The sequence below is a fragment of the Achromobacter sp. HZ01 genome (assembly GCF_003267925.1).
Classification (GTDB): domain Bacteria; phylum Pseudomonadota; class Gammaproteobacteria; order Burkholderiales; family Burkholderiaceae_B; genus Achromobacter; species Achromobacter pulmonis_A.
Map to the genome: position 1 here is coordinate 1 of NZ_LWKV01000004.1, position 17,057 is coordinate 17,057.

Here is a 17,057-nt window from a genome sequence, read left to right on the forward strand (position 1 = left end):
TGTATTACTTACCAGCTATCGAAACATCAGGGTTAACCCTAAGTTTTCGGCAACTGCCAAGCCTGAAACTATAACACAGCTTTTGCAGATTTTGCAACTGGCTTCTGCCTAATTTGCATCCTATCTTGCAAAACCGCTAAACGCTTACCTGATCGTCTCGCGGCGGTCCTTTGGGGCTATCGCCCTGCCGGACCGGCTTTACTGCTTGCTTCGCTGCCCGAAAAACTGTTTGAACTGCGAAGGAGCGAGACTATAGCACAGAATTTAAACGTGTGTCGCCAGCATGACACTCTTTTTTCAGAAAAATGAATTTTTTAGGGGACGCACTCGGTCCGCCAGCCCTTCCCCTCTATATAGAGGGGGACGAAAAGCAAAGCCCGGGCGCTAGATGCGCAGCTCCGTCGTTTCCTTGATCTGCTGGAGCGCGAAGAAGGAACGCATGTCCACCACCGCCGGATGGCGCATGAGGGTATCCATGGCGAAGCGCGAGAAGTGCGCCAGGTCCGCCACCTGGATGCGCAACAGATAGTCCATGTCCCCGGACATGGCGTAGCACTCGACGACTTCCGGCCACAGCTGCACGTCGCGCGCGAAGTCGCTCATGGGCGCGTGGCTGGAGCCGCTGTGCTTGTTCAGGCGGATGTTCACGTAGGCCAGCAAGCCCAAGCCGACTTTTTCGGCGTCGATCAGCGCCACGTACTTCTTGATGAAGCCCTGCTCCTCGAGCCTGCGGACCCGGCGCAGGCAAGGGCTGGGCGATAGCGAAACGCGGTCGGCCAGTTCCTGGTTGCTCAGGCGTCCGTCGCGCTGCAACTCCGCCAAAATCCTTAGATCTGTCCTATCGAGCTCAATGCCAGACATTTTTAGCCCCCAACTTTCCAATCACGGCAATATTATTGCTCAGAGTACTGGCTTTTGAGCCATATTTGCAATTGTCTGCCTGCCGTTCCTTCCTACAATCTCCCTCTAGACTTGAATCAACAGGTCATCCTTAAAACGATGCAAGGGAGCAGACTTATGAGCAGCGCTTTCCAACCCTGGGACAACCCGATGGGCACCGCCGGGTTCGAATTCATTGAATATGCGGCGCCGGACCCCGTCGCGCTGCGCAAGGTGTTCGAGCTGCTGGGCTTCAAGGCCATCGCCCGCCACCGCCACAAGGACGTGACGCTGTACCGCCAGGGCGGCGTGAACTTCCTGATCAATGCCGAGCCGGATTCGTTCGCCCAGCGTTTCGCCCGCCTGCACGGCCCCTCGATCTGTGCAATCGGCTTTCGCGTGCAGGACGCCAACGCGGCCTACAAGCGGGCGCTGGAGCTGGGCGCCTGGGGCTTCGATTCGCACAGCGGCCCGATGGAACTGAACATTCCCGCCATCAAGGGCATCGGCGATTCGCTGATCTACCTGGTGGACCGCTGGAACGGCAAGGAAGGCCACGGCGGCATCGGCGACATCAGCATCTATGACGTGGACTTCGTGCCGGTGGACCCGGCCAACGCGCAGGCGGACCTGAACCATCGCGGCGCCGGCCTGACGCTGGTGGATCACCTGACGCACAACGTGCACAAGGGCCGCATGGCCGAGTGGGCGGAGTTCTACGAGCGCCTCTTCAATTTCCGCGAAGTGCGTTATTTCGACATCGAGGGCAAGGTGACGGGCGTGAAGTCCAAGGCCATGACCTCGCCCTGCGGCAATATCCGCATTCCGATCAACGAGGAAGGCACCGACGAGAAGGGCCAGATCCAGGAGTACCTGGACCTGTACCGCGGCGAAGGCATCCAGCACATCGCCATGGCCACGGAAGACATCTACGGCACCATCGAGGCGCTGCGCGCCAATGGCGTGGTGTTCCTGGACACGCCGGATACCTATTACGAGCTGCTCGACCGCCGCCTGCCCAACCACGGCGAGGACGTGGCGCGCCTGCAGAAGAACCGCATCCTGCTCGACGGCGCCCCCGGCGGCGGCCTGCTGCTGCAGATCTTCACCGAGAACCAGATCGGCCCGATCTTCTTCGAGATCATCCAGCGCAAGGGCAACGACGGTTTCGGCGAAGGCAACTTCAAGGCCTTGTTCGAATCGATCGAGCTCGACCAGATGCGCCGCGGCGTGGTCAAGTCGGTGGACTGAACGCCGACGCCGCCAATACCGTCCTTCCCCGGCTCGGCGTGGCGCGCAAGCGCCCTCGCCGGCCTTCAGACCTCACCATCGCGGTGAGGTTTTTTTGCGTGGCCGACTTATTTTTTCAGCCGGCCCTGGAACTGCTTGCGAAACTTGGCGACCTTGGGCGCGATCACGAACTGGCAATAGCCTTGTTCGGGATGCAGGGCGAAATAGTCGCGATGGTAGTCTTCGGCCGGCCAGAAAGTGGCCGGCGCCAGCAGGCGCGTGACGATGGGCGCGTCGTAGACCTTCTGCGCTTCGACCTCGGCGATGACGGCCTCGGCCTGCTCGCGCTGTGCCTCGTCCTGCCAGAAGATGGCGGATTCGTATTGCGGGCCGACGTCGTTGCCCTGGCGGCCCGGGGTGGTCGGATCGTGGGTCGCGAAGAACACGCGCAGCAGGTCGCTGTAGGACAGCTCGGCCGGATCGAACTCGATGCGCGCGACCTCGATGTGGCCGGTGGTCTTGCCGCATACCTGCTCGTAGCTGGGATGATCCACGTGGCCGCCGCTGTAGCCGGGCAGCACGCTCTTGACGCCGCGCAGGTCGGTAAACACCGCTTCGACGCACCAGAAGCAGCCGCCACCGAGGACGGCGACCTCGTTGCCGGGAGAGGGTTGTTCTGCCATGACGATTCCTTTTCCTTGAGACTTACGGCTTGGCCGGCGCCAGCGACAGTATCCATTGCGCAAGCAGGCGGGCGTCTTCCTGGCTGACCTGGGTCTGGGCGGGCATGGGCACGGCGCCCCAGGCGCCGCGGCCGCCGCCGCGGATCTTGCCCGCCAGGTAGTCCACCATGGCGTCGCCCTGCCCCGCATAACGTTCGGCCACGCTCTTCAGAGGCGGGCCGACCCGCTTGGCCTCGACCTGGTGACAGGCCATGCAGGCCTTGCTCTTGGCCAGGTCCAGACCGGTAGTCTGGGCCTGCGCCGCGCCCGCGCCCAACGCGCAGGCGACGGCCAACAACAGATTACTCTTCAAATGCATCGGTTACGGCCCCACGGCTCGCGGTGCTGGCGAGCTTGCCGAACTTGGCAAGCACACCGCGTGTATAACGCGGCTTGGGCTGGACCCAGGCCTGGCGACGAGCCGCCATTTCTTCGTCGCTGATATTGAGCTGCAGCAGCAGCTTGTGGGCATCGATGGTAACCGAATCGCCCTCGCGGATCAGCGCGATCGGACCGCCGACGAAGGCCTCGGGCGCGACGTGCCCCACGACCATGCCCCAGGTGCCGCCGGAAAAGCGCCCGTCGGTGATGAGGCCCACGGTTTCGCCCAGGCCCTGGCCGACCAGCGCCGAGGTGGGCGCCAGCATTTCGCGCATGCCCGGGCCGCCCTTGGGACCTTCGTAGCGGATGACCACGATGTCGCCGTCGCGGATCTGGCGCGCCATGATGGCCGCCATGGCCTCGTCCTCGGAATCGAAGACGCGCGCCGGCCCGGTGATGGCCGGGTTCTTGAGGCCGGTGATCTTGGCCACGCAGCCCTCGGGCGACAGGTTGCCCTTGAGGATGGCCAGGTGTCCCTGCGGATAGAGCGCGCGGTCCAGCGGCATGATGACGTCCTGGTCGGCGCGCGGCGCGTCGGGCACGTCGGCCAGGGTCTCGGCCACGGTCTTGCCGGTGATGGTGATGCAATCGCCATGCAGCAGGCCGGCGTTGAGCAGCAGCTTCATGACCTGCGGGATGCCGCCGGCGCGATGCAGGTCGGTCGCGACGTACTTGCCCGAAGGCTTGAGATCGCACAGCACCGGGACGCGCTTGCGGATGCGCTCGAAGTCGTCGATGGTCCACGGCACTTCGGCGGCGTGGGCGATCGCGAGGAAGTGCAGCACGGCATTGGTGGAGCCGCCGGTGGCCATGATGACGGACACGGCGTTCTCGATGGACTCGCGCGTGATGATGTCGCGCGGACGCAGCCCGCGCCTGACGGCCTCGACCAGCACGCGCGCCGATTCCGCGGCCGAGGCGACTTTTTCCTCGTCCTCGTTGGCCATGGTGCTGGAGTACGGCAGGCTCATGCCCATGGCTTCGAAGGCCGAGCTCATGGTGTTGGCGGTGTACATGCCGCCACAGGAGCCGGAGCCGGGGATGGCGCATTTCTCGATCTGCTTGAAGTCGGCTTCGGGCATGCGGCCCATGGTGTATTCGCCCACGGCCTCGAAGACGGACACGATGGTGAGGTCGTTGCCCTTGTAATGGCCCGGCTTGATGGTGCCGCCATAGACGTAGATGCCGGGCACGTTGGTGCGCGCCAGCGCGATCATGCCGCCCGGCATGTTCTTGTCGCAGCCGCCGATCACGACCACGCCGTCCATCCACTGCCCCTGCGCCGCCGTCTCGATGCAGTCGGCGATGACTTCGCGCGAAACCAGCGAGTACTTCATGCCCTCGGTGCCCATGGACATGCCGTCGGAGATGGTGGGCGTGCCGAACACCTGGGGATTGGCGCTGGAGGCCCGGATGGCGTTGATGGCGGCGTCGGCCAGGCGCTGCAGGCCGCTATTGCACGGCGTGATGGTGGAATGGCCGTTGGCCACGCCGATCATGGGATTGGCGAAATCCGATTCCTGATAACCGAGCGCGTAGTACATGGCGCGATTGGGCGCGCGCGCGACGCCTTCGGTGATGTGGCGGGAACGTTCGTTATGCGGCATGGTCTGTGTCTCCTGTCGGCCGCCGGGCGCGGAGCAGGTGGCCGCGCCCCGGGGAAGCTGGCTCGCTGGCTCGCGAATCTTCAGGGCTCGCCGGTTATTATCATTCAACTTCATTGTGTCGGGCAGAACATGCTGCAATATCCGAAATTCGACCCCGTGGCCCTGCAGATCGGACCGCTGGCCATCCACTGGTACGGGCTGATGTACCTGCTGGGCTTCGCATTGGTGTACCTGCTGGGCCGCCGGCGCATCACCAGCGGCCACACCACCACGCTGAACGTGCGCGATCTGGAAGACCTGATTTTCTATAGCGTGCTGGGCGTGGTGCTGGGCGGGCGGCTGGGCTATGTGCTGTTCTACAAGCCCTCTTACTACCTGTCCAACCCGCTCGAAGTGCTGTACCTGTGGCAGGGCGGCATGTCGTTTCACGGCGGCCTGATCGGCGTGATCCTGGTGATGCTGCTCTTCGCGCGCAAGAAGAAGCTGCCGTTTTTCGCGATCAGCGACTTCATCGCGCCGCTGATTCCGCTGGGGCTGGGGTTCGGCCGCCTGGGCAATTTCATCAACGGCGAACTGTGGGGCCGGCCCACCGACGTGCCCTGGGCCATGGTGTTTCCGGGCAGCGGCGACGGCCTGGCGCGCCATCCGTCGCAGCTCTATGAGCTGGGCCTGGAAGGCATCGTGCTGTTCGTGCTGCTGTGGTGGTTTTCGAGCAAGCCGCGGCCGCTGGGCCAGGTGAGCGCGCTGTTCCTGATGGGCTACGGAACGTTCCGCTTCCTGGTGGAGTTCACCCGCGAGCCGGATAATTTCCTGGGCCTGCTCGCGGGCGGGCTGAGCATGGGACAGTGGCTGTCCGTGCCGATGGTCGCCCTGGGCGCCATCATGTTCAGCCTTACTGCAAAACGATCGTCCCGTTGACGGCGATGCTGACCGTGACGTCTCCCGCTTCCAGCGGGACGTCCGGGCTGTAGCCGGCCGAAGCATCCTTGGCCATGGCCGCCCCCATCATGCGGGGCATGGGCATCGGCCCGCCGGAGCCGCCCAGCTCGAGCTTGCTGAGGCGGTAGCCGGAAAATCCGAAAGCATTGGACGCCGCCAGCGCGCGCTCCTTGAAGGCCTGCGCGGCTTCCTTGAGCAGCTTGCGCTCTTCGGCTTCGCGCGCCTCGCGCGACAGCAGGAAGCCGATATTGGAGATGGCGGTCTTGTCGGACAGCTTGGAAGCCAGCGCGGCGGCGGCCGCGAAATCCTTGGATTCGAGCACGACTTCGCCGTGGCCGCGCCAGGATGCGATCTTGCCCTTGTTATTGGTGTTGGGCCAGACGTTGTAGCTGCCGGTGCGCACTTCCACGCCCTTGACGTCACGCGCGCGCTTGACCACGTCGTCCAGCGCGGCGCTCAGCTTCTTGCCGGCGGCCGGCTGGTCCGGCGCGTCGACTTCGGCCGACAGGGTGATGCGCACGGTGTCCTGCTTGACCTCGGAAGATGCCGTGGCCTGCAAGGACAGCTCGGGCGCTCGGCTGGCGGGCGCTTCCGTGGCGGCGGGCGCCTGGGCCTGCGCATGAGCCGGTTGCACGGCGGCGAGCGCAGCCACGGCTGCGCTCGCCGCACCCAATTTGGTCAGCGAAAAAACAGGGTGTTTGAACATGGACGAGTCCTAGGAGAGAGGACGATGGAAAGGGGTGGGGCGCCCGGCGCGGACCTGCGCCGATGGCAGGCCCGCTGGGATAGATGCCCCGCCTGTGCCGTCAAGGCCGGCATCTCGAACCCTGAGGTTCAAGGTGGTCGCGTTCCGTAGAGCATCGGGTTCGTCTGCGAGAGACGATCACTCCAGCTCTGCACTCCCGCAACCAATATGCCATAAGACATAGGTTCAGAGAATGTATGGCCTAGTCACGAACACGGCAGGGACAAACTGAAAAATCTGGACTGCAGCGTTGATGGCTGCAGCTGGCGAATGCTAGAGCAGCTTTTCCTGACCCGACAAGGCGTCATCGAGCACTGCATTCATGTCCTCGATTCTACGCTTGAAGTCGCCGACCGCCAAACCGCCCAGGGGACCATCGGGCGCTTTCATCGCAAGCAGTTCGCCCGCGATCTGCAGCGCGGCCATCACGGCGATGCGCTCGTTGCTGGAGACCTTGCCAGTGCCTTGAATGCGCAGCATGAGCTGGTCGACGTGGCGCACGGCGGCGACCAGCGTCGGCTTTTCTTCGGCCGAGCACGCCAGGGAATAGTCGCGCCCCAGTATCGTTACATCTACGCGTTCCATCAGTGTTGCTCTCCAGACGGCGCGCCCGGCAGACGGGCCAGCACGGCGTCGATGCGCTCGCGGGCCGTCGCGGCGGCCACGCGCAAGCGCTGTAGTTCGGTGTCGCGGTTCTGCAGGCTGCCCTGCAGTTCGGTTTCCCTGGCGGAGAAACGCGATTCGAGCGATTGGCGCTCGGCGGTCTCGCGGGCCAGTTGTTCGCGCAGCGCGGCCTCGGCCTGCTGGGCCTGCTCGAGCATGGCGGTGACGGCGCCGTCGTGTTCCTGAAGCTTGCTTTGCAGCGTGACGATCTCGGCCTCGCGCTCGGCGGCGCGCTGCTTCAGCACGCGCTGCTCAGCTTCGGATTCGTTAAGACGGGCGCGCAACGCGTCACGCTCTGCGTGGAGTTGGCGGGTGCGTTGCACCAGTTGCCCGATGCGGGCAGCGAGTTGGTCTAGATCTTGCAGCATGGGCGCTATCGTAAACCATCCTGGGTTGGACGGGGCCTCTTCACGCAAGGTGAGAAACCCGGCAATATTCAGTAGGAATTACGTCTGAAATTTCGGGATGCGACCTTACCCGATTCCAGCCGGAAAAAGAAATCCTCGAATCCGGCGCGCGGAAAGAATCCCTCATCTGGCCGATCCGGCTTTCGCATTTCTTTCTATAAACTTTCACTTAGCTTTCAAAAAGCCCTCAAACCTCCCCGCTCGTTACAACTGAGGTTCGGGAGTACCCGAATTTTAGGGAAAACCCCAGGCTTTCACCGAACTTACAGGGTTTGCAGCGTGGCAGGCGTCCATTACCATTCGCCCTTCCAAGAAACCACGCCGTCGCTTTCAAAAGAATAAATGGCACCCTGAAGTGCCTTTTTTGTGCCTGTCACCCGCCTTTCGCGAAGCCGTCGGGCCACAAACTTTTTTTCTCTACATGCTGTAAACAGGAGCCAAGCAATCATGCAGCTACGCAATCGACAGGACTTCTGGTCGGGGGTGATGTTCATCGTCCTCGGACTGGGATTCGCCTGGCAGGCCAGCAGCTACCAAATGGGTACTGCCGCACGGATGGGCCCAGGGTATTTTCCTTTCTGGCTAGGTATTGTTCTGGCATTGTTGGGCGCCATCGTGCTGCTCGGCTCGCTGTCCAAGAAAGCCCATGAAACGCACGTCGACAAGTTCGACTGGCGCATCGTCTTCCTGGTGGTCGGATCGGTCGTGCTCTACGGCTTCATCCTCAAACTGCTGGGCATCTACATTTCGGTATTCATCCTGGTTGTGGTCAGCAGCCTGGCCAGCCACGAGTTCAACCTGAAGGTCGCCGTCGCCAACGGCATCTTCCTGGTGATCTTCTCGTATCTGGCATTCGTCAAGGGGCTGGGGCTGATTTTCCCGCTGTGGCCGTCCTTCCTGGGCATGAATTAAGGAGTAATCGGCCATGGAACTGTTGGATCACCTGATGCTGGGTTTCGGCGTGGCGTTCACGCCCGAAAACCTCGCCTACGCCCTGCTGGGCTGCATTCTGGGCACGCTGATCGGCGTGCTGCCGGGCATCGGCCCGGTCCCGACCATCGCGATGCTGCTGCCGATCACGTACGTGCTGCCGCCGATCGCCGGTCTCATCATGCTTGCGGGCATTTACTACGGCGCCCAGTACGGCGGCTCCACGACGGCCATTCTGGTGGCGCTGCCAGGGGAGACATCCGCGGTGGTGACCGTGCTGGACGGGCACCAGATGGCGCGCAACGGCCGCGCAGGCGCGGCCCTGGCGATCGCCGCCCTGGGTTCGTTCTTCGCCGGCTGCGTGGCCACCCTGCTGCTGGCCGCGTTCGCGCCCCCGCTGGCTGAAGTCGCGTTCAAGTTCGGCCCCGCCGAGTACTTCTCGCTGATGTGCCTGGGCCTGGTCGGCGCCGTGGTGCTGGCTTCGGGTTCGCTGCCCAAGGCCATCTGCATGATCCTGCTGGGCCTGCTGCTGGGCATGGTGGGCACCGACGTGAACTCGGGCGTGGCCCGCTACGACTTCGGCATCCCCGAACTGCAGGACGGCATCGACTTCGCCATCGTGGCCATGGGCGTGTTCGGCTTCGCCGAAATCATGACCAACCTCGAGCAGAAGGAAAACCGCGTCGACATCACCGACAAGATCGGCACGCTGTACCCGAACCTGCAGGAATTCAAGGAAGCCGCTCCCGCCGTCGTGCGCGGCACGGCCCTGGGTTCGGCGCTGGGTATCCTGCCGGGCGGTGGCGCGGTGCTGTCGTCGTTCGCTTCCTACACGCTGGAAAAGAAGATCTCCAAGAATCCGGAGCGCTTCGGCAAGGGTCACCCGGCCGGCCTGGCCGGTCCGGAATCGGCCAACAACGCCGCCGCCCAGACCTCGTTCATCCCGCTGCTGACCCTGGGTATCCCGGGCAACGCCGTGATGGCGCTGATGGTCGGCGCGATGACCATCCACAACATCCAGCCCGGCCCGCAAGTCATGACGAGCCACCCGGAGCTGTTCTGGGGCCTGATCGCCTCGATGTGGATCGGCAACCTGATGCTGGTGGTGCTGAACCTGCCGCTGATCGGCCTGTGGGTCAAGCTGCTCAAGGTGCCCTACCGCATCCTGTTCCCGGCGATTCTGGTGTTCTGCACTATCGGTGTGTACTCGTTGAACTACAACACCTTCGATATCTTCACCACCGCCATCTTCGGCATCATCGGCTACGTGTGGTCTAAGCTGAAGTGCGAAGGCGCCCCGCTGCTGCTGGGCCTGGTGCTGGGCCCCATGATGGAAGAGAACTTCCGTCGCGCCCTGCTGCTGTCGCGCGGCGACTTCAGCACCTTCGTGACGCGTCCGCTGTCGGCCTCGCTGCTGGCTGTGGCCGTGTTCCTGGTGGTGCTGGTGGCCCTGCCGGCCATCCGCAAGAAGCGCGAAGAGACCTTCGTCGAAGAAGACTGATCCCGGCGCGCCGCCCTGCGGCGCACGCCAGCCAAGATCCCCGGCCCCGGCCGGGGATTTTTTTTGCCTTTCCGGCAGTCCCAGGACGCGACCAATCGATACTGCGCAATACAAATTGTTCCGCCGCGCCGATCTCCTACGTTAAGCTACGGGTTTACCCCATGCGGCATTCGAGATGAATTTCGACTGGAACAACCCCTACCCCGGCACGCGCCGGCCGGTGTACGCCAGCAATATGGTCGCGGCCTCGCAGCCGCTGGCGGCTCAGGCCGGCCTGCGTATCCTGGCCCGCGGCGGCAACGCGGTCGACGCCGCCATCGCGGCGGCGGCCACGCAGGCCCTGACCGAGCCGGCCGCCAACGGATTGGGCTCGAATTGCTGCGCGATCGTCTGGGACGGCTCCAGGCTGCACGGGCTGAATGCATCGGGCGCGGCGCCCGCGGCCTGGAACCTGGATTATTTCCGGCGCAAGCACCAGGGGCGGATTCCCGCGCGCGGCTGGGACAGCGTCACGGTGCCGGGCTGCGTGGCGGGCTGGGCCGCCCTGCACGAGAAGCTGGGCCGCATGTCCTTCGCCGACGTGCTCGAACCGGCCATCGAATACGCCGAACGCGGCTTCGCCGTCTCCGCGGCCGTCCAGCGGAAATGGGCGGCCCAGGCCGACGAACTGCAGCCGCAGCCGGGATACGCCGAGCACTTCCTGCCCCGCGGCCGCCCGCCTCAGGTCGGAGAGCACTTCGTGCTGCAGGGGGCCGCGGCCACGCTCAAGCGCATCGCCGCCAGCGGCGGACGCGATTTCTACGAAGGGGAAACGGCACACAAGCTGGTCGCGCATGCCCAGGCGCACGACGCCGTGCTGACCCTGGCCGACCTGCGCGACTACGCGCCCCAATGGACCTGCCCCGTCGGCCAGACGTACCGCGGCCATACGCTGCATCAGCTGGCCCCCGGCGGCCAGGGCATCGCCGCCCTGCTCGCGCTGGGCATGCTGCAGCATTTCGACGTGGCCGCCCGCCCCGTCGACCATCCCGACACGCAGCACCTGCTGATCGAGGCCATGAAGCTGGCCCAGGCCGACGCCGGGGCGCGTCGCCCGGGCATGACGCCCGAAGACCTGCTCCAGGCCGGGCACCTGGCCGAGCGCGCGCGGCTGATCGATCCGGCCCATGCCCGGCGCGGCGCGGGCGGCAACGCGCCGCATGCGGACGCGATCTGCCTGAGCGCCGTCGACCGCAACGGCATGATGGTGAGCCTGGCCCAGTCGAACCACATGGGATTCGGCTCGGGCGTGGTGGTGCCCGGCACCGGCGTCAGCCTGCAGAACGGCGGCCACGGGTTCAGCGCCGATGCCGGCCATCCGGACGCGGTGGCCGGCGGCAAGCGGCCGGCGCACGCCGCCCTGCCGGCTTTCCTGATGCGCGACGGCGCGCCCGTGATGAGCTTCGGCGTCGTGGGCGGCGACATGCAGCCCCAGGGGCAGGTGCAGGCGCTGGTGCGCATGCTGGACTACGGCCAGCAGCCGCAGGCCGCCTGCGACGCGCCGCGCTGGAGATGGCGCCACGGCCAGACGCTGGACGTGGAAGCGGGCCTGGCGCCGTCCGTGGCGCAGGGCCTGCTGGCGCGGGGCCACGCGTTGCTGGCCGCGCAAGACCCGGGGCAGGATTTCGGGTCGGGCCAATTCATCTGGCGGCTGGGCGATCCGGCCGTCGATGGCTATGTCGGCGCCAGCGACGGCAGGCGCGATGGGCTCGCCGCCGGCTTTTGATTGCGTTAAGGTTACTGTCCTCAGACTGACCTTACCCTCATAGAGCGGAGTCCTGCATGGCAACGATCGGTACCAAGAGCTACGACGCGGCGGTAGCCCAGAAAGTCACTTTCCTCGGATTGGGCGTGATGGGCCTGCCCATGGCCGGCCATCTGGCCCGCGCGGGCCATGACGTCACCGTCTACAACCGCACGCCGGCCAAGGCCCAGGCCTGGGTGGCCGAATTCGGCGGCAAGAGCGCGGCCACGCCGCGCGAAGCCGTCGCCGGCGCGCAGATCGTGTTCGCCTGCGTCGGCAACGACGACGACTTGCGCAGCGTGGTGCTGGGGCCGGACGGCGCGTTCGCGGGCATGGCGCCGGGCGCGGTGTTCGTGGACCACACCACGGCCTCGGCCGACGTGGCGCGCGAACTCTACGCGCAGGCCAAGGAGCTGGGCCTGAACTTCATCGACGCTCCGGTGTCCGGCGGACAGGCGGGCGCGGTCAACGGCGTGCTGACCATCATGTGCGGCGGCGAGCCGGCCGTGTTCGACGCAATCAAGCCGGTGGCGCAGTGCTTCGGCCGCGCCGTCACGCTGGTGGGCCCTCCGGGCGCCGGCCAGCTGGCCAAGATGGTCAACCAGATCTGCATCGCCGGCGTGGTGCAGGGGCTGTCGGAAGCCATTGCGTTCGGCCAGGCCGCCGACCTGGACATGAAGCTGGTGCTGGACGTGATCAGCAAGGGCGCGGCGCAAAGCTGGCAGATGGAGAACCGCGGCGGCACCATGGTCGACGACAAGTTCGATTTCGGCTTCGCGGTGGACTGGATGCGCAAGGACCTCGGGCTGGTGCTGGCGGAGGCGCGCCACAACGGCGCCCGCCTGCCGCTGACGGCCCTGGTGGACCAGTTCTACGGCGACGTCCAGAAGATGGGCGGAGGCCGCTGGGACACGTCCAGCCTGATCAAGCGCCTGCGCGACTGAACGCCGCAGTCAAGCAAAAAGGCGAGCCCTGGGGCTCGCCTTTTTTTGGCCCGACGACCGGGCTTATGCAGCGATGCCGACCGGCGCCGCGTCGGCCAGCAGCGCGTCGATGCGCTGTTTGGCCTGCGCCACGCCTTCCAGCGCCGCGACTTCGCCCATGGCCATGCCCTCGGCGGCGATGAAGGTCACGTCGTCCATGCCCAGGAAGCCCAGCATCTGGCGCAGGTAAGGCGTGAGCGTATCGGCGGGCGTGCCTTCGGCCTTGCCGCCGCGGGCGGTCAGCACCAGCACCTCTTTGCCCTTGACCAGGCCTTCCGGCACGCCTTCGGACGTATAGCGGAAGGTGACGCCGGCGCGGGCGACGTAATCCAGGTAGGTCTTGAACTGCGCGGGCAGGCTGAAGTTGTAGACGGGCACGGCGAAGACGATGCGGTCGGCTTCCATCAGTTCGGCGATCAAGGCATCGCCCAGTTCGACGATGCGGTGCTGCTCGGCCGTGCGGGCGTCGGACGGCGTGAACAGCGCGCCGACGGTGGCGCCGTCGAAATACGGCAGGGGCTGGGCGCCGATGTCGCGGATCTTGACCGCCGCGGCGGGGTTGGCGGACTTGATGCGCGCAATCAGGTGATCGGCCAATTGCTTGCTGTTGGAACGATCGCCGAGAATCGAGGAAAGGATAACCAGGGTCTTCATTGCAAATATCTCCAGTGGGCGGGGGCCTGTCGCGGTCTTGGCTCGGGCAGGCGCCGAATGCATGGCCTCACTGTAACTGGGCTGATTGCACATATAAATGGGGTTATGATGAACTGTTCGTTCCAAGTGCAGAACAATCATGCAAGACCTCAATGATCTCTATTATTTTTCCCAGGTCGTCGAGCAAGGCGGTTTCAGCGCCGCGGCGCGGGCGCTGGACATCCCCAAATCCCGCCTGTCGCGCCGGATCTCCCACCTGGAGGAAAGCCTGGGCGTACGCCTGCTGCAACGCACGACGCGGCGTCTGCGACTGACTTCGGCCGGCGAGCGCTATCTGCACTATTGCCGCGAAATGGCGGCTTCGGCGCGCGCGGCCGACGAGGCCATGCGCCAGCTGCAGTCCGAGCCCAGCGGGCCTGTAATCGTCAGTTGCCCGGTTTCCATCGCCCAGGACGTGCTGGCGCCGCTGTTGCCGGAATTCCTGGACGCCTGGCCGGCGATATCGGTGCAGCTGCTGGTGACCAACCGCCGCGTGGACCTGATACGCGAGGGCGTGGACCTGGCGCTGCGGGTGCGCACCAAGCTGGATACGGATGCGGAACTGGTGGTGCGCCACTTCGGCACCGGACGCGGCACGCTGGTCGCCAGCCCGGGCTACCTGCAGCGCCATGGCACGCCCGACAGCCCGCAGGACCTGGCCACCCACACGACGCTGAGCTTCAGCGACCCGCAGCACGAGGTGCGCTGGCCGCTGCGCAACGACAAGGGCGAAGAGGTGAGCATCGAGCTCAAGCCGCAGTTGTCCTGCAACGACTTCATCGTGCTGACCGAGGCGGCGGTGCGCGGCCGCGGCATCGCGCTGCTGCCGTCGATCGCCACGCATGAAGAGCTGCGCCGCGGCCAGCTGGTGCAGGTGCTGCCGCAATGGCAGTCGCCCGAAGGTATCGTGCACTGTATCTACCCGTCGCGCCGCGGCATGATGCCCGCGGTGCGCGCGCTGCTCGATTTCCTGTCCGAGCGCCTGCCTTCCATGTACCAGCGGCTGGAAAAGGCGCCGACCGCGGCGGCTCAGTAGCCCCGCTCGCGCTCCACCACGCCGCTGATGGCCTCGCCGCGCTGCAGCTGCGCGACCTTGGCCGCGATCTGGGCGATGCTTTCGTCGCGCAGCGTGCGCGCCGCGATATGCGGCGTGACGTGCACGCGCGCATCGCGCCAGAAGGGATGGTCGCGCGGCAGCGGCTCGGTGTGGAACACGTCCAGCGTGGCGCCGGCGATCTCGCCCTCTTCCAGCATCTGCACCAGGTCGTCCTCGACCAGGTGCTCGCCGCGGCCGACGTTGACCAGATGGGCGCCGGGCAGCAGCCGCGACAGCGTGTCCCGATTGAGGATGCCGGCCGTATCCGGCGTGAGCGGCAGGACGTTAACCAGGAAGCGCGTGCGCGCCAGGAACGCCGGCAGCGCGTCCATGCCCGCATAGGATTCGACGCCCGGGATGTCGCGCGGCGAACGCGACCAGCCCGCCACCGGATAGCCGAAGCCGGCCAGCGTCTGCGCCACGCGCAGGCCCACCTGGCCCAGCCCCAGTACGCCCACCGGCCAGTCGGCCGGCCGGCTGCCTTCGCCCGGCTCCCAGTGCTGGCGCGCCTGGGCGCGGTCGAAGGCTTCGAAATCGCGCGAGACGCGCAGCAGCGCGTACAACGCATACTCGGCCATCTGCAGCGCCATGCCCGCGTCTTCGAGGCGCACGATGCGCACGTGCGGCGGGATCTCGGGCATCTTCAGCAGGGCGTCGACGCCCGCCCCCAGGTTGAACAGCGTGGTCAGGCCGGTCTCGTGCCTGAACAGTTCGGCCGGCGGACGCCACACCAGCGCGACGTCGGCGCCCGACGGCGGGCCTTCGGGGTTCCATACCGAAATGCGGCAGCCGGGCATGGCGGCCTCCAGCAGGGGCACCCAGGCGTCGGGATCGTGGTGGGGACAGGCGAACAGGATGTGCATGGCGGCTTTCGTATGCGGAACTCAGGAACCCCCAAGCATGAGGGATGCCGCCCGACAAATCAAACGGCCCGGCGAAAGCGCCGGGCCGATCGGGATCGCGCCGTTCAGGCCGCCTGCGGCACTTCGGGCTTGCCGCGGCCCTTGCCGCGGCCGCGGCGCAGGAAGGCCCACACCTGCAGCGCGATCAGCAAGGCGCTGGCCGCGATGAACCAGGCGCTGATCGGACGCTCGATGAACACGCCCAGATCTCCGCGCGACAGCAGCAGCGCGCGGCGGAAATTCTCTTCCACCATCGGCCCGAGCACGAAGCCCAGCAGGATGGGCGCGACCGAGAATTCCAGCGTCATCAGGATGGCGCCGATCACGCCGAAGGCCAGCACCTCCCAGATCTGAAAGAGGCTGTTCTGCGTGCTGAACACCCCCACCGCGATGAAGAACAGCGCGGACGGGAACAGGTAGCGGTAAGGCACCTGCAGCAGTTTCACCCACACGCCGATCAACGGCACGTTCAGCACCATCAGCAGCACGTTGCCGACCCAGAAGCTGGCGATCAGGCCCCAGAAGATGTCCGGATGCTCGGTGATCAGCTGCGGGCCGGGCTGGATGCCCTGGATCAGCAGCGCGCCCAGGATCAGCGCCATCACCGCGTCGCCCGGAATGCCCAGGCTCATCGTCGGGATGAAGTCGACCTGCGTCTTGGAGTGCGACGAGGCTTCGGGCGAGGCCACGCCGGCGATCATGCCGGTGCCGAATTTTTCCGGCGTCTTGGAGATCTTGCGTTCCAGCGCGTAGGACACGAAGGTGGTGATCGTCGGGCCGGTGCCCGGCATGGCGCCGAACAGCGTGCCCACCGTGGTGCCGCGGACCATGGGCCAGAAGGCGGTCTTGAGCTCCTGGCGGCTGGGCCGCATGTCCTTCAGGCGCAGCTTGGCGCCGCTGCCGATGATGCTCATGCGGTTGACGCTCATGAGGAAGTCGGCCACGCCGAACAGGCCCATCGAGATCGCCACCAGCTCCAGGCCGTCGGACAAGTCCAGCAGGCCGAACGAAAAGCGGATGGTGCCGGTGTTGACGTCGGTGCCCACCACGCCGCACATCAGGCCGAACAGGGTCATCGCCACGCCCTTCAGCGGCGAGCCGCGCGACATGGTCGCGCCGGCCAGCAGCCCCAGCAGCATGATCGAGAAGATCTCGGTCGGGCCGAACTTGAACGCCACCTCCACCAGCAGCGGCGAGGCGAAGATCATGACGATGATGCCTACGGAGGCGGCGAAGAACGAGCAGATCATGGTGATGCCCAGCGCCGTTCCTCCCTTGCCCTGCTTGGTCAGCGGATAGCCGTCCAGGCAGGTCACCGCATGCGGCGGATGCGAAGGCAGGTTGAGCAGGATCGCGCCGATGGCGCCGCCGTATTGCGAGCCGTAGAAAATCCCGGCCAGCATCAGGATGGCGGGCACCGGATGCATCACATAGGTCAGCGGCAGCAGGATCGAAATGGCCGACAGCGCGCCCATGCCGGGCAGCACGCCGATGAGGTTGCCCACCAGCACGCCGAAGAACGACCACATCAGGTTATGCCACTGGAACGCGACGCCGAAGCCGTACCAGAGGTCCATCAAGGATTGGGAGATCATG

General features: G+C 65.6%; 17 protein-coding genes and 1 other RNA gene. 7 read left to right on the forward strand and 11 right to left on the reverse strand.

Translation table 11 applies throughout. From position 1 onward, the window contains the following. Nucleotides 1–384: 384 nt before the first annotated feature. Nucleotides 385–861: an Lrp/AsnC family transcriptional regulator gene (locus A6B37_RS19530; RefSeq protein ID WP_111826704.1), complete on the reverse strand. Its 477-nt coding sequence runs from the start codon at nucleotides 859–861 to the stop codon at nucleotides 385–387. Between the two features lie 156 nt (nucleotides 862–1,017). Between A6B37_RS19530 and hppD the strand changes: the two genes are divergently transcribed. Continuing rightward, nucleotides 1,018–2,130: a 4-hydroxyphenylpyruvate dioxygenase gene (gene hppD / locus A6B37_RS19535; RefSeq protein ID WP_102775876.1), complete on the forward strand. Its 1,113-nt coding sequence runs from the start codon at nucleotides 1,018–1,020 to the stop codon at nucleotides 2,128–2,130. Nucleotides 2,131–2,237: 107 nt separating this feature from the next. Here hppD and msrA read toward each other — a convergent pair whose 3' ends face one another. Genes msrA through ilvD form a run of 3 tightly spaced genes read right to left on the reverse strand, consistent with a single transcriptional unit; the run spans nucleotide 2,238 to nucleotide 4,819 of the window. Further along, nucleotides 2,238–2,792 (reverse strand): peptide-methionine (S)-S-oxide reductase MsrA, encoded by a 555-nt coding sequence (gene msrA, locus A6B37_RS19540; RefSeq protein WP_111826705.1) that lies wholly within the window; start codon nucleotides 2,790–2,792, stop codon nucleotides 2,238–2,240. A gap of 22 nt (nucleotides 2,793–2,814) precedes the next feature. Then, on the reverse strand, nucleotides 2,815–3,150 hold the full coding sequence (locus A6B37_RS19545) for a c-type cytochrome (RefSeq protein WP_102775889.1): 336 nt from the start codon (nucleotides 3,148–3,150) through the stop codon (nucleotides 2,815–2,817). Next, entirely contained in the window at nucleotides 3,134–4,819 is a 1,686-nt protein-coding gene (gene ilvD, locus A6B37_RS19550) for a dihydroxy-acid dehydratase (RefSeq protein WP_111826706.1), read from the reverse strand. Before ilvD ends, A6B37_RS19545 begins: the two co-directional genes overlap by 17 nt. Before the next feature lie 129 nt (nucleotides 4,820–4,948). On the opposite strand from ilvD, the gene lgt reads away from it, so the two are divergent. Continuing rightward, nucleotides 4,949–5,737, forward strand: a complete 789-nt coding sequence (gene lgt / locus A6B37_RS19555; RefSeq protein ID WP_102775873.1) for a prolipoprotein diacylglyceryl transferase — start codon at nucleotides 4,949–4,951, stop codon at nucleotides 5,735–5,737. Here lgt and A6B37_RS19560 read toward each other — a convergent pair. The 4 genes from A6B37_RS19560 to A6B37_RS19575 form a co-directional block, all read right to left on the reverse strand. After that, nucleotides 5,712–6,464 carry an SIMPL domain-containing protein gene (locus tag A6B37_RS19560; RefSeq protein ID WP_111826707.1) on the reverse strand — a complete coding sequence of 251 codons (753 nt, stop codon included), beginning with the start codon at nucleotides 6,462–6,464 and terminating at the stop codon, nucleotides 5,712–5,714. The two genes, lgt and A6B37_RS19560, sit on opposite strands and share 26 nt — an antisense overlap. A gap of 81 nt (nucleotides 6,465–6,545) precedes the next feature. Beyond that, a non-coding RNA gene (gene ssrS, locus A6B37_RS19565) (6S RNA) lies at nucleotides 6,546–6,730 on the reverse strand. A gap of 46 nt (nucleotides 6,731–6,776) precedes the next feature. Next, nucleotides 6,777–7,088: a cell division protein ZapA gene (locus tag A6B37_RS19570; protein ID WP_043542394.1), complete on the reverse strand. Its 312-nt coding sequence runs from the start codon at nucleotides 7,086–7,088 to the stop codon at nucleotides 6,777–6,779. Further along, nucleotides 7,088–7,534: a hypothetical protein gene (locus tag A6B37_RS19575; protein WP_168202269.1), complete on the reverse strand. Its 447-nt coding sequence runs from the start codon at nucleotides 7,532–7,534 to the stop codon at nucleotides 7,088–7,090. Before A6B37_RS19575 ends, A6B37_RS19570 begins: the two co-directional genes overlap by 1 nt. 486 nt (nucleotides 7,535–8,020) lie before the next feature. Here A6B37_RS19575 and A6B37_RS19580 point away from each other — a divergent pair, with 486 nt between their 5' ends. From A6B37_RS19580 to A6B37_RS19595, 4 genes are all read left to right on the forward strand, one after another. Next, on the forward strand, nucleotides 8,021–8,485 hold the full coding sequence (locus A6B37_RS19580; RefSeq protein ID WP_102775870.1) for a tripartite tricarboxylate transporter TctB family protein: 465 nt from the start codon (nucleotides 8,021–8,023) through the stop codon (nucleotides 8,483–8,485). Nucleotides 8,486–8,498: 13 nt separating this feature from the next. Continuing rightward, nucleotides 8,499–10,004: a tripartite tricarboxylate transporter permease gene (locus A6B37_RS19585; protein WP_102775869.1), complete on the forward strand. Its 1,506-nt coding sequence runs from the start codon at nucleotides 8,499–8,501 to the stop codon at nucleotides 10,002–10,004. 175 nt (nucleotides 10,005–10,179) lie between these two features. After that, a complete protein-coding gene (locus A6B37_RS19590) occupies nucleotides 10,180–11,769 on the forward strand; it encodes a gamma-glutamyltransferase family protein (RefSeq protein ID WP_111826708.1) in 1,590 nt (529 codons plus the stop codon). Nucleotides 11,770–11,825: 56 nt separating this feature from the next. Beyond that, a complete protein-coding gene (locus A6B37_RS19595; protein ID WP_102775867.1) occupies nucleotides 11,826–12,731 on the forward strand; it encodes an NAD(P)-dependent oxidoreductase in 906 nt (301 codons plus the stop codon). 63 nt (nucleotides 12,732–12,794) lie between these two features. Here A6B37_RS19595 and A6B37_RS19600 read toward each other — a convergent pair whose 3' ends face one another. Next, nucleotides 12,795–13,424 (reverse strand): NAD(P)H-dependent oxidoreductase, encoded by a 630-nt coding sequence (locus tag A6B37_RS19600; protein ID WP_102775866.1) that lies wholly within the window; start codon nucleotides 13,422–13,424, stop codon nucleotides 12,795–12,797. Nucleotides 13,425–13,563: 139 nt separating this feature from the next. Between A6B37_RS19600 and A6B37_RS19605 the strand changes: the two genes are divergently transcribed. Continuing rightward, the gene (locus A6B37_RS19605; RefSeq protein WP_102775865.1) at nucleotides 13,564–14,499 is read left to right on the forward strand and encodes a LysR family transcriptional regulator; all 936 of its coding nucleotides are present in this window, start codon (nucleotides 13,564–13,566) and stop codon (nucleotides 14,497–14,499) included. On the opposite strand, the gene A6B37_RS19610 is transcribed toward A6B37_RS19605, so the two are convergent. After that, on the reverse strand, nucleotides 14,493–15,422 hold the full coding sequence (locus tag A6B37_RS19610) for a glyoxylate/hydroxypyruvate reductase A (protein ID WP_102775864.1): 930 nt from the start codon (nucleotides 15,420–15,422) through the stop codon (nucleotides 14,493–14,495). The genes A6B37_RS19605 and A6B37_RS19610 overlap by 7 nt on opposite strands. Before the next feature lie 104 nt (nucleotides 15,423–15,526). Further along, the gene (locus A6B37_RS19615; protein WP_102775863.1) at nucleotides 15,527–17,056 is read right to left on the reverse strand and encodes a tripartite tricarboxylate transporter permease; all 1,530 of its coding nucleotides are present in this window, start codon (nucleotides 17,054–17,056) and stop codon (nucleotides 15,527–15,529) included. Between the last annotated feature and the right edge of the window lies 1 nt (nucleotide 17,057).